This window comes from Kitasatospora sp. NPDC056731, from assembly GCF_040687675.1.
GTDB lineage: Bacteria > Actinomycetota > Actinomycetes > Streptomycetales > Streptomycetaceae > Kitasatospora.
In genome coordinates, this window is record NZ_JBFBNR010000008.1 from 78,818 (window position 1) to 101,071 (window position 22,254).

General features: G+C 72.2%; 17 protein-coding genes. 11 read left to right on the forward strand and 6 right to left on the reverse strand.

Going from position 1 to position 22,254, the window contains the following annotated elements:
* Nucleotides 1-73 precede the first annotated feature (73 nt).
* Nucleotides 74-1,363 carry an ATP-dependent Clp protease ATP-binding subunit ClpX gene (clpX, locus tag AB0R04_RS10465; protein WP_063347569.1) on the forward strand — a complete coding sequence of 430 codons (1,290 nt, stop codon included), beginning with the start codon at nt 74-76 and terminating at the stop codon, nt 1,361-1,363.
* A gap of 97 nt (nt 1,364-1,460) precedes the next feature.
* On the opposite strand, the gene AB0R04_RS10470 is transcribed toward clpX, so the two are convergent.
* Together AB0R04_RS10470 and AB0R04_RS10475 are read right to left on the reverse strand one after the other, a co-directional pair.
* Nucleotides 1,461-2,243, reverse strand: coding sequence for a hypothetical protein (locus AB0R04_RS10470; RefSeq protein WP_363369865.1), 783 nt, complete (start codon nt 2,241-2,243; stop codon nt 1,461-1,463).
* 92 nt (nt 2,244-2,335) lie between these two features.
* Nucleotides 2,336-3,220: a hypothetical protein gene (locus AB0R04_RS10475; RefSeq protein ID WP_363369867.1), complete on the reverse strand. Its 885-nt coding sequence runs from the start codon at nt 3,218-3,220 to the stop codon at nt 2,336-2,338.
* A gap of 186 nt (nt 3,221-3,406) precedes the next feature.
* Here AB0R04_RS10475 and AB0R04_RS10480 point away from each other — a divergent pair, with 186 nt between their 5' ends.
* Nucleotides 3,407-6,046: a valine--tRNA ligase gene (locus tag AB0R04_RS10480; protein WP_363369869.1), complete on the forward strand. Its 2,640-nt coding sequence runs from the start codon at nt 3,407-3,409 to the stop codon at nt 6,044-6,046.
* 316 nt (nt 6,047-6,362) lie between these two features.
* Entirely contained in the window at nt 6,363-6,884 is a 522-nt protein-coding gene (locus tag AB0R04_RS10485; protein WP_350878266.1) for a hypothetical protein, read from the forward strand.
* Nucleotides 6,885-6,905: 21 nt separating this feature from the next.
* Here the strand turns inward: AB0R04_RS10485 and AB0R04_RS10490 are convergent, their stop codons facing one another.
* The 3 genes from AB0R04_RS10490 to AB0R04_RS10500 form a co-directional block, all read right to left on the reverse strand.
* Nucleotides 6,906-8,444 (reverse strand): glycosyl hydrolase family 18 protein, encoded by a 1,539-nt coding sequence (locus AB0R04_RS10490; protein WP_363369872.1) that lies wholly within the window; start codon nt 8,442-8,444, stop codon nt 6,906-6,908.
* Nucleotides 8,445-8,613: 169 nt separating this feature from the next.
* Nucleotides 8,614-9,807: a UDP-N-acetylglucosamine 2-epimerase (non-hydrolyzing) gene (gene wecB, locus AB0R04_RS10495; protein WP_363369874.1), complete on the reverse strand. Its 1,194-nt coding sequence runs from the start codon at nt 9,805-9,807 to the stop codon at nt 8,614-8,616.
* Nucleotides 9,808-9,886: 79 nt separating this feature from the next.
* On the reverse strand, nt 9,887-11,320 hold the full coding sequence (locus tag AB0R04_RS10500; RefSeq protein WP_363369876.1) for a glycosyltransferase family 2 protein: 1,434 nt from the start codon (nt 11,318-11,320) through the stop codon (nt 9,887-9,889).
* A 174-nt stretch (nt 11,321-11,494) separates the two neighbouring features.
* Here AB0R04_RS10500 and AB0R04_RS10505 point away from each other — a divergent pair, with 174 nt between their 5' ends.
* The 8 genes from AB0R04_RS10505 to rodA all read left to right on the forward strand — a co-directional run bounded on the left by AB0R04_RS10505 (nt 11,495) and on the right by rodA (nt 20,401).
* The gene (locus AB0R04_RS10505; protein WP_363369878.1) at nt 11,495-12,886 is read left to right on the forward strand and encodes a folylpolyglutamate synthase/dihydrofolate synthase family protein; all 1,392 of its coding nucleotides are present in this window, start codon (nt 11,495-11,497) and stop codon (nt 12,884-12,886) included.
* A gap of 1 nt (nt 12,887) precedes the next feature.
* Nucleotides 12,888-13,238, forward strand: a complete 351-nt coding sequence (locus AB0R04_RS10510; RefSeq protein ID WP_063347563.1) for a DUF4233 domain-containing protein — start codon at nt 12,888-12,890, stop codon at nt 13,236-13,238.
* Nucleotides 13,239-13,348: 110 nt separating this feature from the next.
* The gene (gene ndk, locus AB0R04_RS10515) at nt 13,349-13,762 is read left to right on the forward strand and encodes a nucleoside-diphosphate kinase (protein ID WP_063347562.1); all 414 of its coding nucleotides are present in this window, start codon (nt 13,349-13,351) and stop codon (nt 13,760-13,762) included.
* A gap of 320 nt (nt 13,763-14,082) precedes the next feature.
* Nucleotides 14,083-15,108 carry a rod shape-determining protein gene (locus AB0R04_RS10520; RefSeq protein WP_031076009.1) on the forward strand — a complete coding sequence of 342 codons (1,026 nt, stop codon included), beginning with the start codon at nt 14,083-14,085 and terminating at the stop codon, nt 15,106-15,108.
* A 95-nt stretch (nt 15,109-15,203) separates the two neighbouring features.
* Nucleotides 15,204-16,142, forward strand: coding sequence for a rod shape-determining protein MreC (gene mreC, locus AB0R04_RS10525; protein WP_363369880.1), 939 nt, complete (start codon nt 15,204-15,206; stop codon nt 16,140-16,142).
* 3 nt (nt 16,143-16,145) lie between these two features.
* On the forward strand, nt 16,146-16,787 hold the full coding sequence (gene mreD / locus AB0R04_RS10530) for a rod shape-determining protein MreD (RefSeq protein ID WP_363369882.1): 642 nt from the start codon (nt 16,146-16,148) through the stop codon (nt 16,785-16,787).
* A gap of 51 nt (nt 16,788-16,838) precedes the next feature.
* A complete protein-coding gene (gene mrdA / locus AB0R04_RS10535; protein WP_363369884.1) occupies nt 16,839-19,205 on the forward strand; it encodes a penicillin-binding protein 2 in 2,367 nt (788 codons plus the stop codon).
* Nucleotides 19,202-20,401 (forward strand): rod shape-determining protein RodA, encoded by a 1,200-nt coding sequence (rodA, locus tag AB0R04_RS10540; protein ID WP_063347559.1) that lies wholly within the window; start codon nt 19,202-19,204, stop codon nt 20,399-20,401. The genes mrdA and rodA overlap by 4 nt, the downstream gene beginning before the upstream one ends.
* Nucleotides 20,402-20,532: 131 nt before the next feature.
* Here rodA and AB0R04_RS10545 read toward each other — a convergent pair whose 3' ends face one another.
* Nucleotides 20,533-21,825 (reverse strand): M14 family zinc carboxypeptidase, encoded by a 1,293-nt coding sequence (locus tag AB0R04_RS10545; RefSeq protein WP_363369886.1) that lies wholly within the window; start codon nt 21,823-21,825, stop codon nt 20,533-20,535.
* Nucleotides 21,826-22,254 lie beyond the last annotated feature (429 nt).

Here is a 22,254-nt window from a genome sequence, read left to right on the forward strand (position 1 = left end):
CCGTCGGCGTTGACGGTCCACAGCACCAGGCCCCGGAACTTCTGCGGGGCCCCTGGCGAAGGGGAAGCACCTCGTGGCACGCATCGGAGACGGTGGCGACCTGCTCAAGTGCTCGTTCTGCGGCAAGTCGCAGAAGCAGGTGAAGAAGCTGATCGCCGGCCCAGGCGTGTACATCTGCGACGAGTGCATCGACCTGTGCAACGAGATCATCGAGGAGGAACTCGCCGAGACCTCCGAGGTGCGCTTCGAGGAGCTGCCGAAGCCGCGGGAGATCTACGAGTTCCTGGACCAGTACGTGGTCGGCCAGGACCTCGCCAAGAAGGCGCTGTCGGTGGCGGTCTACAACCACTACAAGCGCGTCCAGGCCGGCGAGGCGGGCCGCAGCGGCGGCAACGGCCGCGAGGACGCCATCGAGCTGGCCAAGTCCAACATCCTGCTGCTGGGCCCCACCGGCTCCGGCAAGACGCTGCTGGCGCAGACCCTGGCCCGGATGCTCAACGTGCCGTTCGCGATCGCGGACGCCACCGCGCTGACCGAGGCCGGGTACGTCGGCGAGGACGTCGAGAACATCCTGCTCAAGCTGATCCAGGCGGCCGACTACGACGTCAAGAAGGCCGAGACCGGGATCATCTACATCGACGAGATCGACAAGGTCGCGCGCAAGAGCGAGAACCCGTCGATCACCCGGGACGTCTCCGGCGAGGGCGTGCAGCAGGCGCTGCTGAAGATCCTGGAGGGCACCACCGCCTCGGTGCCGCCGCAGGGCGGGCGCAAGCACCCGCACCAGGAGTTCATCCAGATCGACACCACCAACGTGCTGTTCATCGTCGGCGGCGCGTTCGCCGGCCTGGAGCGGATCATCGAGGGCCGGGCCGGCGCCAAGGGCATCGGCTTCGGCGCCAACATCCGCTCCAAGCGGGAGTCGGACGCCAGCGACCACTTCCGCCAGGTGATGCCCGAGGACCTGGTGAAGTTCGGCATGATCCCCGAGTTCATCGGCCGGCTGCCGGTGATCACCAGCGTCCACAACCTGGACCGCGAGGCGCTCCTGCAGATCCTCACCGAGCCGAAGAACGCGCTGGTCAAGCAGTACCGCAAGCTCTTCGAACTGGACGGTGTGGAGCTGGAGTTCTCCCGGGACGCGCTGGAGGCGATCGCCGACCAGGCGATCCTGCGCGGCACCGGCGCGCGCGGTCTGCGGGCCATCATGGAGGAGGTGCTGATGTCCGTGATGTACGAGGTGCCCTCGCGTCAGGACGTCGCCCGCGTGGTGGTCACCGGGGACGTGGTCTCCAAGCACGCCATCCCCACCCTCGTCCCGCGCGACATGATCAAGCGCGAGCGGCGCGAGAAGAGCGCCTGACCCGCGCCCGCCGCATCCGCAAGGGCCCCGCACCGACCGGTGCGGGGCCCTTCGGCGTTTCCCGGTGCCCGGAGGGTCACCGGCGGTTCCCGGTGGACTACTTGGGGACCTCGGCGACCGCGCGCAGGTCGCGGGTGTCGGCGGCGAGCTTGTCCAGGTCCGGCTGGGCGCTCGGGTCGGCCACCGTCATGACCATCACCAGGCCGCTGCTGTCGGCCCAGGCGCAGATGCCCATCGTGGTCCCGGCCTCGCCCTCGCCGCCGACGACGGTGGCGCACTCCATCGCGCCGCCCTTGGGGCCGGCGTCCACCACGTGCCGGTTGTCGAGCTTGCGACCGGTGGACGCCATGCCCTGGAACGCCTGGTTCAGTTCCTGCTTCGGCGCCAGGACCTTGCCGTAGCCCCCGAACACGACCAGCTGCGGGTCCGACTGCGCGTTCTGGTAGAGGGCGCCCACCCCGGTGGGGCTCCAGTTGCCGTCGCCCTTGCCGAAGCTGGAGGTGAGCCCCTTCTCCAGGGTGTCGGCGACCTGGGGGTCGTCGCTCTGGCGCAGGTCCTTGAACGTGGCCGGCAGGACGATCTTCTGGGTGCCCGCGCTGCTGGCGACGTCGTAGACGAAGTAGGCGAGCGCGCCGCCGCCCAGCAGCACGAAGGCGCCGACGATGCCGAGCACGGTCCAGAGCGTCTTGCGGGACTTGCGCGGCGGCGGCACCGGCGGGTAGGCGCCGTACCCGGGGTAGGCGCCCGGTTCGCCGACCGGCGGGTAGCCGGGCGGCGGGCTCTGCGGCGGGATGCCGCCGTAGCCCGGCGGGGCCGGCGGGGGCGGCGGTGCGTCGTGTCCCGGCTGCGGCGGGGGGCCGTAGGGGTTCTGCTCGGTCACGCGAGGCCTCTCTGATGGCGATGCCCGGGTGCCGCCCGGCGCGGCGGGTGGCGGCGGGGACGTGGTGGTGACGCGGCGGGGCGGTGCCCCGGTTACTTGGCGACGACCATGGCGTCGCGGATCGCCCGGGTCCTGTCCGCGGCCTGGGCCGGGGTGAGGCCCTGGCCGCCGCCGGTCAGGCTGATCTTGCTGAAGGTGATCCGGCCGGTGGTGGACTTGTCCGCCCACACGCAGACGGTGGGCCCGGCCTTGCCCGCGATGACGCTGGCCACGCCGCAGGCGAGCTTCGCCGAGGAGCTGTGGCCGTCCTGCGCCGGGAAGTCCGTCAGCGGCGTGGACCAGGTCAGCCCGCCGCTGTCCTTCTTCGAGTCGTCGATGATCTGGCCGGGGTCGTTGAGCTCCCCGTAGACGCCGACCACGGAGAGCGTGTCGAGCGCGTCGGAGCCCTTGCTGTAGCTGGCCACCAGCACGTTGAGGTTCTTGCCGAACTTCGCCGCCTCGGGCTTGGCCGGGTCGACGGCCTCCTCCTTGGCCGACTTCTGGGTGTAGCCGTCCGGCAGCGACTGCGGCGCGGAGATCTTGTACTGGCCGCCCTGGTCGTCGCCGAGGAACTTCCACGCGGCGAAGCCGCCGCCGCCCAGCACCAGCGCGCCCACGACCAGGCCGACCACCAGGCCGGTCCGGCCCTTCTTCGGCGGCGGCGGGTAGCCCGGCTGGCCCGGCTGGCCGTACGGGGCCTGCGGCGGGTAGCCGTACGGGGGCTGCGGGGCGCCGTACGGCTGCTGCGGGGCGCCGTAGGGCGGCTGGGGAGCGCCGTAGGGCTGGCCCTCCTGCGGCGGGTAGCCGTACTGGGGCGGCTGCTGCGGGGCGCCGTAGGGCGGCGCCGGTTGCGGCGGGCCGTACGGGGGCTGGCCCCCGTACGGCTGAGGCTGTCCCTGCGGTTGTCCCTGCGGATACTGCTGGCCCTGGCCGTACATCTGCGTCCGTGCTCCCCCGCCGCACCCGCGGCCTGTCGTCGTGTCGTCCCGGGGTCCGTGCGGACACCGGACGAGTGCCCGGGAACGGTACCGTACGGTGTCCTCCGCCGAGCCGTTCGGGCGGGTCGCGTCCGCGCGGAGAAAGCGGTTCGTAACACGGGCCTGCGGTTACGTAAACTGTGCGTCGTGACCGACACGACGAACCAGCACCCCGTGAGCACCTTTGCCGGGGACGAAGCAGCAACTCTCCCGACGACCTACACCCCCGCGGACGTAGAGGGCGAGCTGTACGAGCGCTGGGTAGAGCGTGGCTACTTCACCGCGGACGCCAAGAGCGACAAGCCCCCGTTCACCATCGTCATCCCCCCGCCGAACGTGACCGGGGCCCTGCACCTGGGCCACGCCTTCCAGCACACGCTGATGGACGCCCTGACCCGCCGCAAGCGGATGCAGGGCTTCGAGACGCTCTGGCTGCCGGGTATGGACCACGCGGGCATCGCCACCCAGAACAAGGTGGAGCAGCAGCTCGCCGAGTCGGGCCTGTCCCGCCACGACCTGGGCCGCGAGGCCTTCGTCGAGAAGGTCTGGGAGTGGAAGGAGAACTACGGCGGCCGGATCCTCGGCCAGATGCGCCGCCTGGGCGACGGCGTGGACTGGTCGCGCGAGCGCTTCACCATGGACGAGGGGCTCTCGCAGGCCGTTCAGACCATCTTCAAGCGCCTCTTCGACGACGGCCTGATCTACCGGGCCGAGCGCATCATCAACTGGTGCCCGCGCTGCCTCACCGCCCTGTCCGACATCGAGGTGGAGCACGAGGAGGTCCCCGGCGAGCTGGTCTCGATCCGCTACGGCGAGGGCGAGGACTCGATCGTCGTCGCCACGACCCGGGCCGAGACGATGCTGGGCGACACCGCCGTGGCCGTCCACCCGGACGACGAGCGGTACCGGCACCTGGTCGGCCGGACCATCAAGCTGCCGCTGACCGACCGTGAGATCCCGGTCGTCGCGGACGAGCACGTCGACCCGGAGTTCGGCACCGGCGCCGTCAAGGTGACGCCCGCGCACGACCCCAACGACTTCGCGATCGGCCAGCGCCACAACCTGCCCAACCTGAGCATCATGGACGAGCGCGGTGCGATCACCGTGCACGGCCCCTTCCTCGGCCTGGACCGGTTGGAGGCCCGCTCGGCCGTGGTCGGCGCGCTGCGCGAGCAGGGCCGGATCGTCGCCGAGAAGCGCCCGTACATGCACTCGGTCGGCCACTGCTCGCGCTGCCACACCGTGGTCGAGCCGCGGCTGTCGCTCCAGTGGTGGGTCAAGGTCGAGCCGCTGGCGAAGGCCGCCGGCGACGCCGTGCGCGACGGCAAGGTGGAGATCCACCCGAAGGAGCTGGAGCGCCGCTACTTCGACTGGGTCGACAACATGTACGACTGGTGCATCTCGCGCCAGCTGTGGTGGGGCCACCGGATCCCGGTCTGGTACGGCCCGGACGGCGAGGTCGTCTGCGTCGGCCCGGACGAGCAGCCGCCCACCGGCGAGGGCTGGCACCAGGACCCTGACGTCCTGGACACCTGGTTCTCCTCCGGCCTGTGGCCGTTCTCGACGCTCGGCTGGCCGGAACGGACCCCGGAGCTCGAGAAGTTCTACCCGACCGACGTCCTGGTCACCGGCCACGACATCATCTTCTTCTGGGTCGCCCGGATGATGATGTTCGGCCTGTATGCGATGGACGGTGAGGCGCCGTTCAAGACCGTCGCCCTGACCGGCCTGGTCCGCGACGAGTTCGGCAAGAAGATGTCGAAGTCCTCGGGCACCGCCGTGGACCCGCTGGACTGGATGGATGCCTACGGCGCCGACGCCGTCCGCTTCACCCTGGCTCGCGGTGCCAACCCGGGCGCCGACGTGCCGATCGGCGAGGACTGGGTCAAGGGCTCGCGCAACTTCTGCAACAAGATCTGGAACGCGACCCGCTTCGCGCTGATGAACGGCGCCACCGTCGAAGGCCCGCTGCCCGCGCCGGAGCAGCTCACCGCAGTGGACCGCTGGATCCTGTCGCGGCTGAACGCCACCATCGCCGAGGTGGACGCGCTCTACGACGGCTACGAGTTCGCCAAGGCCTCGGACGCGCTCTACCACTTCGCGTGGGACGAGGTCTTCGACTGGTACGTCGAGCTCTCCAAGACCACCCTGGCCAAGGGCGGCCCGCAGGCCGACGCCGCGCGCCGGGTGCTCGGCGAGGTCCTGGACACCACGCTGCGGCTGCTGCACCCGGTGGTCCCGTTCGTCACCGAGGCCCTGTGGACGGCGCTGACCGGCGCCGAGTCGCTGGTGGTCGCCGACTGGCCGACGGACGGCGGGTTCCGTGACACCGCCGCCGAGGCCGAGATCGCCACGCTGCAGCAGGTCGTCACCGAGGTCCGCCGGTTCCGCTCGGACCAGGGCCTGCAGCCCGCGCAGCGCGTCCCGGCGAAGCTGGAGCTGGACGGCACCGTGCTGGCCGTCCACGAGGACGCGATCCGCTCGCTGCTGCGGCTGACCGTCCCCGAGGAGGGCTTCGCGGCCACCGCCTCGCTCCCGGTCGCCGGCGCCACCGTCGCGCTCGACCTCTCCGGCACCATCGACGTCGCGGCGGAGCGCAAGCGCCTCGCCAAGGACCTCGCGGCCGCCGAGAAGGAGAAGGCGCAGACCACGGCCAAGCTCGGCAACGAGGCGTTCCTCGCCAAGGCGCCGGACGAGGTGGTCGCCAAGATCCGGGGCCGCCAGGAGGCCGCCGAGGCCGACATCGCCCGGATCACCGCCCAGCTCGCGGCGCTGCCGCAGGGCTGAGCCCGCACCGGTCCGTGAGGGGCCGCACTCCGCGACGCGCGGGGTGCGGCCCCTCCGGCGTTTCCGGGCGGCTCGGCCGGGCGCGGCGGCGGTGTTCTTTTTGCTACGCCTAATAGCCCATCAACATTGCTCCCTTCCGGCGAATATTCATCCTGGACCGGGTGAGGTCCTATTCCTTCCGAATTCATTCCGGTCTTGCCCGCGCGGGTTCGCGGAAGTTTGCAGGTCGGATGTGTACGGTGTGCACGGAGTTTCTGACGGGTGTTTCTGCTGAGCGTTCCTGCTGAGCCGACGGACGGGAGGGCATGGCGTGGTGGTGACCGAGGAATTGGCCGACGAACTTCCTGCCGAGGCGGTGGAGGAGGCCAAGGCCAGGGCGGCGACCCTGCTGCTGGCGTTCCGTCATGGCAACCAGCTCGCCTTCGACCACGAGCTGGACCTGCTCCTCGCCGAGCGGGCCGAGCGCGAGGTGACCACCCTGCTCGCCTGGATCGCCGCCGAGGCCGTCCGCAAGGCGTACGCGCCCGAGGTCGGCGACCGGGTGCTGCGGGCGATGGCCCGGCGCGCCCCGGCCGACAACGGCGCGGTCGCGGTGGACGAGGAGAGCGCGGACGCCGCCCGGCTGATCGAGGCGGTGGCCGCCGGCGAGGTGGCCGAGGTGCGCGGCCTGGTCGCCTCGACCGCCGACACCACCTTCCTGCTCGGCGGTCTGCTCCAGGGCGTCGCGATGATGCTGCCGCTGCTGCCCGAGGGCGAACTGGCTGAGATCACGGCCGAGTTGCGCCGCCGGCACGGCGGGCCCGCGGCCCACGTCCCGGAGGCCCGGGCCGGGGTCTGAACCCCGGTCCGGGGAGGGGCATCACGGCATGGCGTGCAGGTGCGCGCCGATGGTGCCCGCGACCGGGCTGCCCGCCTTGGCGTCCCAGTTGGTCGACCAGGTCATCGCCCCGCCGATGCCCGGCCAGGTGGTGTCGGGCTTGTAGTTGCCGCAGTTGGTGCCGGCGGCCAGGCAGTCCAGCGCGTTGTCGACCACGCTCGGGCTGACGTACCCGCCGCCCGCCGCGCTGGTGGAGGCCGGCACCCCGAGTCCCACCTGGTCGGGCCGCAGCCCGCCCTTGAGCTGGATGCAGGCCAGCCCGGTGAGGAAGTCCTCGGTGCCCTGCGAGTAGACGTTGCCGTCGCAGCCGTTCATCGCACCGGAGTTGTAGTACTGCATGTTGACGATGGTGAGGATGTCCTTCACGTTCAGCGCCAGCTTGAAGTACTCCATGCCGGTCGACTGCATGTCGATGGTCTGCGGCGCCATGGTGAGGACGAACCCGCTGCCGCTCTTCGCCGCCAGCGAGTGCAGCGCCTGGCCCAGGTAGACGGCGTTGACGCCGTTCTCCAGGTCGATGTCGATCCCGTCGAAGCCGTAGGCCTGCATCAGCGCCCGGGCGGTGCTCGCGAAGTTGGCCGCCGAGGTCGGGTCGCTCACCGACACCGTGCCGTTCTGCCCGCCGACCGAGAGCACCACCTTCTTGCCGGCCGCCCGCTTGGCCGCGATGTCGGCCTTGAACTGGGCGTCGGTGTAGCCGCCGAGGCGGGAGGAGAGGGCGGGGTCCAGGGTGAAGCCCAGCCCGCCCGGCGTGCTGGTGGCGTCGGCGAAGGAGACCGCGATGATGTCGTAGGCGGCCGGGACGTCGCTGATCCGCTGGACGGTGGCGCCGTTGTCGAAGTTCTGCCAGTAGCCGGTCAGGATGTGCTTGGGCAGGCCGGGCGGCTTGCCGGTCGAGGTGGCGGTCGGGCTGCCGGTGCCGGTGTCCGTGGGGGAGGGGCTTCCGGTGCCGGTGGGGCTCGGGGACGTGGTGGCGGTCGGGCTCTGGGAGGGCTGCGGGCCGCCCGGGCCGATCAGCGAGACGTCGTCGGCGAGGAAGGCGGGCTGCCCGTACCAGCCGTGCAGGTAGACGGTGACGCTGGTGGTGCCCGGGCCGGTGGTGAAGCCGGTGCTCAGCTGGGCCCAGCCGGTGGAGTTCGTCCAGGTGCCGGGGTCGGTGCCGCCGGTGCCGCGGGCACCCAGGTAGACGTACGAGCCCTGGACCCAGGAGCTCAGCGTGTACGTCGAGGAGGGCTGCACGGCGACGGTCTGGGTGCACTCGCCGGTGTCGCCCGAGCCCGGGGTGGACTGCAGGGCGTAGCGGCCGGAGTGCGCGGTCGTGCTCTGGACGGCGCCGTTGCCGCAGGACCAGCCGGACAGGGTGCCGGTCTCGAAGCCGCCGTTGGTGATCAGGTCGGGGTCGGCGGCCTGGGCGCCGGTGCCGGTGGCGAGGGCGAGCCCGCTCAGGCCGAGGGCGACGGCGCAGGCCCCGGCGAGCAGGGTGTGGGCGGCGCGCGGGCGCCGGTGTCGGGCAGGTGGCATGACTCCATCTCCTGTGGGGGAGGCCCGGCGGCGCGCCTGGGGTGGGGGTGGAGCGCCGTCCGGGGTGTCGATGGTGCGCGTGCGGGAGCTACCGACAACTCAAGTCCCTGTCGGGGAAGGAGACTTGACTCACAAGGTGGAGTAGACCAATCCGGCTGTCAAGAGGGCGCTAGGCGGCCGACGGCCGTGCCGTGGAGCCGGTTGCTGCGGTGCCGACTGCTCCGGCGTCGGCTGCTCCGGGCTGGGCCGGCCCGGCCGGTTCGGCGACCGCGGCGGTGAGCGCGGCGATCCGCGCCGAGGCCAGGCCGTCGCCGTACGGGCTCGGGGTGGCCGCGAGCCGGGCGAGCCGCTCGGGGGTGTCGGCCAGCCAGGCCCGGGCCAGCTCGCCCAGGTCCTCGTCGGGGCCCACCAGCGCGGCGAAGCCCGCCGCCACCGCCTCCGGACGCTCGGTGGAGCGGCGCACCACCAGCAGCGGGCGGCCGAGCACGGTGCACTCCTCCTGCACGCCGCCGGAGTCGGAGACCAGCAGCGCGGCGTGGCTCGCCAGACCCAGGAAGTCGGCGTACCCGACCGGCCCGGTGACGGCCAGGCGCTCCAGCAGGGCGTCCAGTGCGAAGCGCTCGACGGCGGCCCGGGTGCGCGGGTGCATCGGGAACAGCACCGGGGTGCCCGCCCGGGCGATCCGGTCCAGTTCGGCCAGTACGGCGCCCAGGGCCTCGGCGGTGTCGGTGTTCTCCGGGCGGTGCACGGTGGCCAGCACGTAGCCGTCCGGGCGCAGCCCGTGCGCGGCGAGCAGCGCGGCGCGGTCGGCCGCGGCCGGCAGCTGACGGCGGACCACCTCGACGACGGTGTTGCCGGTGAGCGCGATCCGCTCCTCGGCGAGGGCCTCGGCGCGCAGGTTGGCGACGTTGTCCCCGGTGGCGGCGCAGAGCAGGTCGGAGACGTGGTCGACCATCACCCGGTTGTGCTCCTCGGGCATCGCCCGGTCGAAGCTGCGCAGCCCGGCCTCGACGTGCACCAGCGGGATCTCCCGGGCGTTGGCGGCCAGCGCCCCGGCGAGGGTGGCGTTGGTGTCGCCCTGGACGACGACGGCGGCGGGGCGGTCCTCGGCGAAGGCGGCGTCCAGCTGGCCGAGGGACTGGGCGATCTGGCCGGCCCGGGGGCGCCCGCCGACGCCGGTGAGCAGCTCGGGGCGGGGCAGGTCGAGGTCGCGCAGGAAGCGGCCGGACATCGCCTCGTCCCAGTGCTGGCCGGTGTGCACCAGGCGGGTGGCGTCGCCGAGTTCGTGGATCAGCGGGGCGAGCTTGACCAGTTCGGGGCGGGTGCCCAGGACGACGGCGACGCTGGCGGGGGGAAGGCACATGCTCATGGGGAGGCTCCGAGGGGGTGGGGCAGCTCAGGGCTCGGGCGCGGGGCTCAAGCGCGGGGCTCAGGACTGAGGCTCAGGACTCAAGGGCGGTGGGGGAGCCGAGGGCGACCTTCTCGGCGTTGCGCCGGGTCTTGGCCCAGCCGTTGCGGCCGAGCAGCATCCGGGCGGCGGCCCGGGTGGCGACCACGAAGAGGTGGTAGGCGTAGAGCCAGATCAGGACGCCCCAGAGCAGTCCGGTGAGCCGGCCGCGGTCGGGGTGGACGAGCCGGCGGTAGGCGAAGCCCCAGAACACCATCGGCAGGGTGGCGACCGCGAAGGCGAGCAGCATCCACGGGCCGAACCTGACGTGGAAGTCGGCGGTCTCGGCGGGGAAGAGCACCAGCCCGGCCGCCGTGATCCCGAGCGAGAGCGGGAACAGCAGGACCAGCAGCACGCAGACGACGGGCTGCAGGAAGGTGTACAGCACCTCGGCCTTGCCGGACCAGGTGTAGAAGGGGGAGCGCAGTACCCGGCCGGTGTAGCGCAGGCACTGCATGTTGCCCTGGGCCCAGCGGGTGCGCTGGGTGAGGAAGCGGCGCAGCGAGATCAGGCCCTCCTGGGAGACCTGGGTCTCGGTGACGTGGGTGAGCCGCCAGCCGGCCAGGCGCAGGTCGAGGCCGGACTCGTAGTCCTCCAGCAGGGCGCGCTCGGGCCAGGGGCGGCCGGCCCGGCCCTCCTCGGCGGTGAGCGAGTCGAGGGCGGTGAGGCGGACGAACTGGCCGTTCCCGCCGAGGCCGACGCTGCCGGTGCGGCGGCGCAGCAGCTGCATGCCGGCGTTGTTGGCCTGGAACTCGACGTCCTGCATCCGGACCAGGGCGCGGGCGAACGCGTTGGCGGCCCGGCCGCGGCCGGGCAGTGGGAGTTCGTCGTCGGCGTTGCGCATCCGCACGCCGATCTGTACGGCGCCGGTGTCGGGGCGGCTGAGCGCCTTGTCGTTGCAGACCTGGGGGAGGGTGCCGGGGTCGAGCCGTCCGTCGGCGTCGACGACGCCGATCACCACGCGGGAGCGGTCGGTGTCCTCGGGCAGCCAGGCGGTGATCTCGCGGTAGGCGGCGTTGAGGGCGGCGCCCTTGCCGATCCGGGCGTGCGGGCGGCGGCGCTGGACGAGGTGGACGAGGTCGTCGTGGGCCGCGGCGGCGAGGACGAGGTCGCGGGTGGCGTCCTCGCTGTCGTCGTCGATCACCCACAGGTGGGCCTCGGGCGCACTGGCGCGCAGGCCGGCCAGGGTCTGGGTGACCACGGCCTCCTCGTCGCGGCAGGGGATCACCAGGTGCCACTGGAAGGCGGCCGGGTCGCCGGGCTCGGCGGGCCGGTTGTGCCGGAAGGCGTGCCGGGAGCCGGCCCAGTACAGGAGGAAGCGTCCGAAGACGAAGGCCATGTAGCCGACGAGCGCCAGTGAGACCAGTCCGGCGAACCAGACGACGGCGTCCTGGCGGAGCACGATCCAGTCGTGCAGAGCGTCGGGCATGGCGTAGTACTCCTCGTGATCAAAGGCAGCGCGGCTCCAGGGGGTGCGAATCGATGCTTCGTTGCGGTTCAAATTCGCCAAAGAGATAGTAAAGGGGGCAAATTGGAAACTCCGACCAAAGTGGTCGTTCTCACCCCGTGAGGACGGCCCGCCAACCCTCCGTAGACTGTGGTCGTGAGCGACAAGGCCGACCCGAACCCGTACACCCTCCGCCCCGCCGACGGCGACACCGACGACACCCTGCGCGATGTCGAGGTGGAGCTCTCCAAGCGCTGGCCGGAGAACAAGCTGGAGCCCTCGCTCGACCGGATCGAGGCGCTGATGGACATCCTGGGCCAGCCCCAGCGGTCCTTCCCCTCCATCCACATCACCGGGACCAACGGCAAGACCTCCACCGCCCGGATGATCGAGCAGCTGCTCAACACCTTCGAACTGCGCACGGGCCGCTACACCAGCCCGCACGTGGAGAGCGTCACCGAGCGGATCACCCTGGACGGCGCCCCGATCACCCCCGAGCGCTTCGTCGAGGTCTACCGCGACATCGAGCCGTACGTGCAGATGGTCGACGCGGCGCAGCCGGTGCCGATGTCCTTCTTCGAGGTGCTGACCGGCATGGCCTACGCCGCCTTCGCCGACGCCCCCGTGGACGTCGCCGTGGTCGAGGTCGGCATGGGCGGCTCCTGGGACGCCACCAACGTCATCGACGCCGCCGTCGCCGTGATCACCCCGATCGGGCTGGACCACACCGACAAGCTCGGCGAGACCACCGGCGAGATCGCGGTCGAGAAGTCCGGGATCATCAAGTCCGGTGCCGTCGCCGTCGTCGCCCAGCAGCAGCTGGACGCCGCCCAGAACATCCTGCGGCGCGCCGTCGAGGTCGACGCCACGGTGGCCCGCGAGGGCATGGAGTTCGGCGTGATCCGCCGTGAGCTCGGCGTCGGCGGCCAGCTGGTGACGCTGCGCGGGCTCGGCGGCGAGGAGTACGAGGACGTCTTCATCCCGCTGCACGGCGAGCACCAGGCGCACAACGCGGTGCTGGCGCTGGCCGCGGTCGAGGCCTTCTTCGGCGTCGGCGGCGCCCGCGGCGGGCAGCTCGACGTGGACAAGGTCCGCCAGGCCTTCTCCGGCGTCTCCTCGCCCGGCCGCCTGGAGGTCGTCCGCCGCAGCCCCACGATCATCCTGGACGCCGCGCACAACCCGCACGGCGCCCGCGCCACCGTCGCCGCCCTCGGCGAGTCCTTCGGCTTCACCCGGCTCGTCGGCGTGATCGGCACCTCCGGGGACAAGGACGTGGCCGGCGTGCTGGAGGCCTTCGAGCCGGTCCTCGCCGAGGTCGTCATCACCCAGAACTCCACCCACCGCGCGATGGACGTCGACGAGTTGGCGGCGCTGGCCGTCGACATCTTCGGCGAGGACCGCGTCCAGGTCGAGCCCCGGCTCGACGACGCCATCGCGGCCGCCGTCACCCTCGCCGAGGAGGAGGGCGACCTCGGCGGCGCCGGGGTGCTGGTCACCGGTTCGGTCATCACGGTGGGCGAGGCCCGCCTGCTGCTCGGGAGGAAGTGACATGAGGACCCTCTGCTCCTCGACCCTGATCGGCGAGGCTCTCCTGGCCATGTTCGCCGCGCTGGTCGCGATGCAGCTGTCGAGCGTCTCCACGGCCACGATCTGGATCGTCACCGGGATCGTCATGGCGCTGTGCATCGCGCTCTGCGGCATGATCAACCGCCCTGGTGCGGTGGCCGTCGGCTGGGCGCTGCAGATCGGCCTGATCGCCAGCGGCTTCATCCTGCCGACCATGTTCGGCCTCGGTGTGGTCTTCGCCGGCCTGTGGTGGTGCTCGGTGCACTACGGCCGCAAGGTGGACGAGTTCAAGGCCGCCCGGGCCGCCGCCGAGGCGGCCGCCGTACCGGTCTAGGGCCCGGACCGGCGGGCCGACACGCCGCACACGCAAGGTAATCTCTGCCGTGTCGGCTCCCGCCCGTCGGCCCGACCGCCTTGCCGTACCGAATCCCCAGGAGACGCACCGTGTCCCAGCGCACTCTCGTCCTGCTCAAGCCCGACGCCGTCCAGCGTGGCCTGGCCGGCGAGATCATCAGCCGCATCGAGCGCAAGGCCGGCTGGCGGCTCACCGCCGTCGAGCTGCGCACCTTCGACCGGGCGACGCTGGAGCAGCACTACGCGGAGCACGTCGGCCGCCCGTTCTACGAGCCGCTGCTGGAGTTCATGACCTCCGGCCCGTCGATCGCCCTGATCGTCGAGGGCGAGGAGGTCGTCCGCGGCATCCGGATGCTGGCCGGTGCGACCAACCCGCTGGAGGCCGGGGCCGGCACCATCCGCGGCGACTACGCGACGATCACCCGCGAGAACCTGATCCACGCCTCGGACTCCCCGGAGTCGGCCGAGCGCGAGATCAAGATCTTCTTCCCGGCGCACGCCTGAGTCCAGCCGGGCGACACGCCCGAGGGACCTTGGCACTGCCCCGGTCGGGACCATTGGCCCGGCCGGGGCACTTTTATCGTGAAATAAGCAACCAGAGGCGCCGACACGGCGTCCCAATGCCCGGAGAAGCGAACACGCTCCGGACAATGGACGGTATGCCCCGCATCGACGTCCGTGCCGCGCCGCGTGACTACGATGGACGCGACTCAAGGGCCCGGTAAGGCAGCTCAGCTGGCTCCGCCCGAGCGTGGGCGCGCTCTCGTCCAACCCCCCTATGAACTCCGAGCCCGGGAAGGCAACCACACCCCATGGCGAGCAACCTGTCGTTCATCGGCCGCGACTTGGCGATCGACCTTGGAACTGCCAACACGCTGGTGTACGTCAGGGGCAAGGGGATCGTCCTCAACGAGCCGTCCGTCGTCGCGGTGAACACCAACACCGGCGGCATCCTGGCGGTCGGCGCCGAGGCGAAGAAGATGATCGGCCGGACGCCGGGCAACATCGTCGCCATCCGCCCGCTCAAGGACGGCGTGATCGCCGACTTCGAGATCACCGAGCGGATGCTCCGCTACTTCATCCTCAAGATCCACCGCCGCCGCTACCTCGCCCGCCCCCGGGTCGTGGTCTGCGTGCCCTCCGGCATCACCGGAGTCGAGCGCCGCGCCGTGATCGAGGCCTCCTCGCAGGCCGGTGCCCGCCAGGTGCACATCATCGAGGAACCGATGGCCGCCGCCATCGGCGCCGGGCTGCCCGTCCACGAGGCCACCGGCAACATGGTCGTCGACATCGGCGGCGGCACCACCGAGGTCGCGGTCATCTCCCTCGGCGGCATCGTCACCGCCCAGTCCATCCGGGTCGCCGGCGACGAGCTGGACAACGCGATCGTCCAGCACATCAAGAAGGAGTACTCGCTGCTCCTCGGCGAGCGCAGCGCCGAGCAGATCAAGATGAGCATCGGCAGCGCCTTCGGCCTGGAGGGCGAGAAGGACGAGCACGCCGAGATCCGCGGCCGCGACCTGGTCAGCGGCCTGCCCAAGACCGTGGTCATCTCCGCCGCCGAGGTCCGCGAGGCCATCGACGAGCCGGTCAACTCGATCATCGACGCCGTGAAGACCACCCTCGACCAGTGCCCGCCCGAGCTGGCCGGCGACGTGATGGACCGCGGCATCGTGCTCACCGGCGGCGGCGCCCTGCTGCGCGGCCTCGACGAGCGGCTGCGCCGCGAGACCGGCATGCCGATCCACATCGCCGAGAACCCGCTCGACTCGGTCGCGCTCGGCTCCGGCAAGTGCGTCGAGGAGTTCGAGGCGCTCCAGCAGGTACTGGACGCCTCCCCGCGCCGTTAGCACCACCGAGATATCCGACACTCAACTGAACGGGCTGCCGCCCGGGCCCCACAGCCCGGGCGGCCGACCAGGTACGAAGGGGCAGTACCAGCACCGTGAGGGACACACGAGAGAGCCGGCTGCTGCTCATCCTGCTGGTGGCCGTCGCCTTCGCACTCGTCACCGTGGACATCAAGGGCGGTGAGAGCTCCCCCCTCGGCGGTGCCCGACACGCCGCCGCCAGCGTCCTCGGCCCGGTCGAGCGCGGCGCCGCCACCGTCGTCGACCCGGTCGCCGACACCGTCCGGGCCTTCCGCGACGCCGCCTCCAACAACGGCCGCACCGACGAGCTCGCCCGCGAGAACACCGAACTGCGGCAGAAGCTCGCCTCCTCCGACATGGCCACCGGGCGCACCAAGCAGCTCGACGATCTGCTGCGCACCGCCGGCGCTGGCGGCTACACCGTCAAGGCCGCCCAGGTCATCGCGATCGGCCCCGCCCAGGGCTTCTCCTGGACCATCACCATCGACGCCGGCAGCGACGACGGCCTCACCCGCGACATGACGGTGATCAACGGTCAGGGCCTGGTCGGCCGGATCACCACCGTCGCCCCGACCACCGCCACCGTGCTGCTCGCCTCCGACCCCGGCTTCTCGGCCGGCACCCGGCTGGAGGCCTCCGGCGAGATCGGCTTCGCCTCCGGCGGCGGCACCAGCCCGATGAAGGTCTCGCTGCTCAACGGCAAGGCCCAGGTCAAGGCCGGCGACCGGCTGGTCACCTTCGGCTCGCAGAGCGGCCGCCCGTTCGTGCCCGGCGTGCCGGTCGGCAAGGTCGTCGAGGTCGAGGCCACCCCGGGCCAGCTGACCAAGACCATCCTGGTCGAGCCCTTCGTCCAGTTCACCCGGCTGGACCTGGTCGGCGTGGTGGTCGTGCCGCCGCGCGCCGACCCGCGCGACGCCGTCCTGCCGCCGGCCCCCGCCCAGGCCCCGGCCGCCCCGGCCCAGACCCCGGCCGCGCCCGCCGCCCCGCCCGCCAAGCCCACTGGGGGGAACTGAGCCATGCGCCTCGCCCGCATCCCCGTCTCCGCCGGCCTGATCCTGCTCGGCCTGATCCTCCAGGTCAGCGTCTTCGGACGGCTCCAGCTCCCGGGGGCCACCCCGGACATACTGCTGCTCGTCGTGGTCGGCCTGGCCATGGTCTACGGGCCGTCCGGCGGCTGCGTGGTCGGCTTCTCGGCCGGCCTGCTGGCCGACCTCGCGCCGCCCTCCGACCACGCGATCGGCCGCTACGCGCTGGTGCTCTGCCTGATGGGCTACGCCGCCGGGCTGCTGCGCCCGGACCACGGCCGCCAGCGGTCGGTGTCCAGCGCGCTGATGGTGGTGGCCGCCGCGGCGGTCGCCTCCACCCTGCTGTACGCGATGGTCGGCGCCCTGGTCGGCGACACCGCGGCCCGGCACGTCGGCCTCGGCGGCCTGGTGGTCAGCGCCCTGCTGTACGACGTGCTGCTGGCGCCGTTCGTGGTGCCGCTGGTGATGCTGGTCGGCCGCCGCTTCGGGCGCGACCCGGTGACCGCGGCCACCGACGACGACCAGGGCGGCTCCGGCCTGGGCACGCTGGCCCGCTACCGCACCACGCGCGATGCCTCGGCCGGCCCGTCCTACAAGAAGCGGCGCATGCCCGGCTTCGTCCGGCGCCCGTAACCGGCCCGGCCCCCGACCTCCCGACTTCCCGCATCCTGGAGCGCACGAGACGTGAGCAACATCCCCGAGACCGGCCGTACCCGGCGGGTGACGATCCGTCTGGTGGTGCTGCAGATCCTGGTCCTGTCGCTGCTCGCCACCCTCGGCGGACGGCTGTGGTACCTGCAGATCCGCAACGCCAGCGTCTACACCGCCAAGGCGACCGGCAACCACATCCGCGAGGTGGTCGAACCGGCCGTCCGCGGCGAGATCCTGGACGCCTCCGGGCGGATCCTGGCCGGCAACGAGGCCCGGCTGGTGGTCTCGGTCAGCCGCACCTCGCTGCTGCAGCAGAAGGACGGCGGCAAGGCGGTGCTCGGCCGGCTGGCCGAGGTGCTGGGGATGCCCGCCAAGGACGTGCAGGAGAAGACCCGGCTCTGCGACGCCAAGACCCCGCAGCCCTGCTGGAACGGCTCGCCCTACCAGCCGATCCCGGTCACCAAGGAGGCGACCACCCAGCAGGCGATGCAGATAATGGAGCGCCGCGAGGACTTCCCCGGGGTCACCGCGCAGCCCACCGCCGTGCGCCGCTACACCGGCGCCGAGGGCGCCAACATGGCCCAGGTGCTCGGCTACCTCTCGCCGGTCACCGACGAGGAGGTCAGCAAGACCGCCTCCAAGGCCGGCCTGGACCGCTACCTGCCGGCCGACCAGATCGGCCGGGCCGGACTGGAGTCGGTGTACGACCGCGACCTGCGCGGCACCGCCGGCATCACCCAGCTGGAGGTGGACAACCTCGGCCGGGTGATCGGCACCGCCGGCACCGCCGCCCCGCAGACCGGCAACAACCTGGTCACCAGCATCGACGCCCGGGTGCAGAAGGTGGTCGAGGACAACCTGGCGCAGGCCATGGCCGACGCCCGGAAGACCTTCGACAAGGTCACCAACCGCAACTACGAGGCCGACTCCGGCGCCGCCGTGGTGATGGACGTCCACACCGGCCGGATCGTCGCGATGTCCAGTGCGCCGACCTACGACCCCAACCTCTGGGTGGGCGGCATCACCGGCAAGGACTACCAGTCGCTGACCAGCAAGGACTCCAACTTCCCGCTGCTGAACCGGGCCATACAGGGTCAGTCCGCCCCCGGCTCGACCTTCAAGGTCGTCTCCACCACCGCCGCCGTCGAGGCCGGCTACTCGCTGGACGGGACGTACGCGTGCCCGAAGAGCATGACCATCGGCGGCCGCGAGTTCAAGAACTTCGAGAGCGAGAACTTCGGCTCCATCTCCCTGGAGAAGGCGCTGGAGGTCTCCTGCGACACCGTCTTCTACGGCCTGGCGTACGACCAGTGGATGAAGGACGGCGGCATCAAGCCGAAGAAGGAGCCGGGCGACTGGTTCTTCAAGACCGCCCACCAGTTCGGCCTCGGCGCCAAGACCGGCATCGACCTGCCCAGCGAGGTCACCGGCCGGGTGCCGGACCGGCAGTGGAAGCAGTCCTTCTACGACAACAACAAGGACGCCTGGTGCGCGCAGGCGCAGAAGGGCGGCACCAGCTTCTCCGACCAGATCGCCAAGGAGAACTGCGTCGACGGCTACCAGATGCGCGCCGGTGACGCCGTCAACTTCGCGATCGGCCAGGGCGACACGCTCGTCACCCCGGTCCAGATGGCCCGGATCTACTCGGCGCTGGCCAACGGCGGCACCTTCTACCGGCCGACCATCGCCAAGGCGGTGATAAGCCCGAGCGGGGACCTCGTCCGCGAGATCGCCCCGCACGAGGACGGCAAGTTCCCCGGCTCCCAGAAGCTGCTGAGCTACATCGACCAGGCCACCGCGGGCGTCATCACCGGCGGTACCGCCGCCTGGAAGTTCTCCGGCGCCGGCTGGCCGCAGAACAAGATCGAGCTGCACGCCAAGACCGGCACCGCCGAGGTCGAGGGCAAGCAGACCACCTCCTGGCTGACCACGTACAGCAAGGACTACGCGGTCGTCATGACGATAAGCCAGGGCGGCACCGGCTCCGGCGGCTCCGGCGACGCGGTTCGCCGGATCTACCAGGCGCTGTACGGCGTCGACGACAAGGGCAACATCGACAACGGCAAGGCGCTGCTGCCCGCGCCGCAGGCCGAACTGCCGAAGTTCAACCCGGACGGCACCGCGATCATCAAGCCGGCGGCCTACACCGCCGACACCGCCGACACCGCCGACACCGTCGGCCCGGCGCAGGCCGTCGCGGGCCCGGGCCTCCTGGCGTCGCCGGACCAGGCACAGGGTCTGCCCGGCCCGGCGCCGGCCTTCCTGGAACAGGTGCCGGGCGAACCCGCCCCGGCCTCGGCCTTCCTGGACCCGGCGCAGCCGAACGACCGGCCCGCCCCGGGCACCGCGGCCGACGCCGCACTCGAACCGAACCGCGGCCCGGGAAGGGGGCGGGCATGACCTCCTACGGCTCCTACCGGCAACTGCGGCTGAGCCCGCAGCGCAGCGGGGTCTCCAAGGCCCTGGCCAAGGACTCCCCGCTGTGGCGGCTGGACTGGATACTGCTGCTCGCCGCGCTGGCCCTGTCGCTCGGCAGCTCCCTGCTGGTCTGGTCGGCCACCCGCGGCCGGGACTCGCTCACCCACGGCGACCCGCAGTACTTCCTGTACCGGCACCTGACCAACCTGGTCGTCGGGCTGGTGCTGTGCTCGGTGGTGATAGGGATAGGGAGCCGGCGCTTCCGCACCCTCGTGCCGTTCCTGTACATCGGCGTGATCCTGATGCTGCTCGCCACGCTCAGCCCGCTGGGCTCGACCATCAACGGCGCGCACTCCTGGATCCAGCTGGGCGGCGGCTTCTCCATCCAGCCCGCCGAGTTCGCGAAGCTCGGGATCGTGCTGGCGATGGCGGTCGTGCTGTCCGACCAGGTGGACGCGGGGGAGCGGGAGTACCCCTCGCACCGGGCGGTGTTCCGCGGCCTGGTCTGGGCCTTCCTGCCGATGTGCGTCGTGCTGCTGATGCCGGACGCCGGCTCGGTGATGGTGATGGCCGCGATCGTGCTGGGCATCCTGCTCGGCTCGGGGGCGGCCAACCGCTGGGTGCTCGGGCTGCTGGTGGCGGGCACCGGCGGGTGTGTGGCGATCTGGAAGCTCGGGGTGCTGAGCAAGTACCAGATCGACCGCTTCGCGGCCTTCGCCAACCCGCAGCTGGACCCCTCCGGCGTCGGCTACAACACCGCGCAGGCCCGGATCGCGATCGGCTCGGGCGGGCTGACCGGCAAGGGGCTGTTCCACGGGACGCAGACCACCGGGCAGTTCGTGCCGGAGCAGCAGACCGACTTCGTGTTCACGGTGGCCGGTGAGGAACTGGGCTTCGTCGGGGCGCTGGCGATCATCCTGCTGGTCGGCGTGGTGCTGTGGCGGGCCTGCCGGATCGCCCGGCAGGCGACCGACCTGTACGGGACGATCGTGGCCGCGGGGATCATCGCCTGGTTCTCCTTCCAGGCCTTCGAGAACATCGGGATGTGCCTGGGCATCATGCCGGTGGCGGGCATCCCGCTGCCGTTCGTCTCCTACGGGGGGTCGTCGATGTTCGCGGTCTGGATTGCGATCGGGCTGCTCCAGGCGGTCCGCAGCCAGCGGCCGATAGCGGCCTGAGCGGACCGTCCGTCCACGCGTTCGTCGGTCGAGGGCCGGCCCGGGAATTTCTCGGGTCGGCCCTTGGTGTTTTTCAACTGGGCGCTGTGGGTGGGTAGTTGTTGCCCGGTTGCGGCGGGCCGCGGCCCCGGTCAGAGCAGGCAGTCGGCGGCGGTGAGCGCCGCGCGGACCTGGTGGGCCAGCTGCTCCTGGACCGGCACCCAGCGGGCGCCGAAGCGGTGGTGCAGCTGGCCCAGGCTCTCGGTGACGATGTCGCGGGCCCGGCCGCGGGCCGCCGCCACGGTCGGACCGCCGGTGTCCGCCAGCAGCCGCAGCACCGTCGACGCCACCCGCAGCGGGATCCGGGCCGCGACGATCCCGGCGGTGGTCACCCGGGACACCGTGAGCGGCTCGGCGCACCAGCGGGCCAGCCACTCCTGGGCCACCGACGGGCAGAACTCCAGGGTGAACCCGGCCGCGCGCACCAGTGCGCCGTGCGCCGCCCGGGTGTGCGCGGGCACGTGGGCCAGCAGCCCGGAGAGCTCCTCGGCGCGCTCGCGCAGCGTCCGGGCCGCGGCGCCGACCGCCCGGTCCGCCGCCGGGTGCGGACGGCCGTCGCCGACCGCGTCCACGGCCCACATCGGCACCTCCAGCACGGCCGTCACCCCGCCGTGGCGGCCGGCGTACGACCAGGTGGACAGCTCCGGCTCGTCCGGCAGCGCCCGTGACCGGCCGGCGCCGTCCGCCGAGGGCATCAGATAGGTGCCGGGGAAGGGGCTGGCCCAGCCGACCGCGTCGAAGGGGTCGACGTCCAGCGGGATGCCGGCCCGGCGCACCGAGGAGGCGAAGAGTTCGGGCAGCCCGGGCACCGGAGCGGTCAGCTGGATGAAGGCGCCGCCGAAGTCCACCCCGTGCATCGAGCACTGCAGGAACGGGCGCAGCTCGTCGATCAGGCCGGTCAGCGCCAGGCTCTCCGGCATCGGGGGCCGGCCCGCGTCGGCGGCCGGCAGCAGTTCGGGCTGCTCCTCGAACGAGGGGCGGAAGAAGTGCTCGTAGTGCCGGCGCATGGTGAGCGGCCCGTCCAGCCAGCCCGCGTTGAGCGCGGCGCCGTCCGGGTCCAGGCAGAGCAGCAGGTGCCAGGACAGGCCGGGCCGGGTGGGGCGCGCCAGCAGCACCTCGGCCAGCCGCAGGGCGCCGGCCGTGCCGATCGGCTCGTTGGGGTGCGGGCCGCCGACGACCAGCACCGCGCGCGGGCCCCGGTCGACGGACAGCAGCAGCAGCGGGCGCCCGGCCCGCGAGCGGCCCACCTCGCGCAGCCGGCACCGCTCCGGGTGGCGCAGCGCGAGCCGCCGGGCCGCGGCCTCGGCCTGGGCCGGCGCGGGGTAGCGGGCCGCCCGGCTGCCGAGGGGCCGGGGCGGGCGGACCCGCCGGTCGGTGTCGGTCATGGCTCTCCTAGGGCGTGTCCCCTGGGGTGTGTTCGCGCGGCCGCCCGGCTCGTCGGGCCGTCGGGCCGCCGGGGCGCGCGGGGGCGCCGACGGACGCGGCCTGCGGGGCCGGGGGCGGGGCCCTGCGCGCCGGGGACGGGTCGCCGGGGGGAGTCGGCGAGGGGGTTGAGCGTACGGCCCAACTCCCTTGTCCGGAAGGGGTGCAGAGGTCTCTGGCGGGGCCCTGTCAGTACCGCATGAGTGGTCCGAGCATGTCAACGGCGGACGGCGCCGGGCGGCGGGCGCGCACTGCGCGTGCCGGGGCGGGCCGGACCGGGGCGGCCGCGCCGGAGCGCGGGCGGGTGCCCGGCCCGGGCGGGGGGTGAGCCCGGGGGTGAGCCAGCGGGCCTTTCCCCGGATTGGGCTACCCTTGAGGGTCACCCCTCCCCG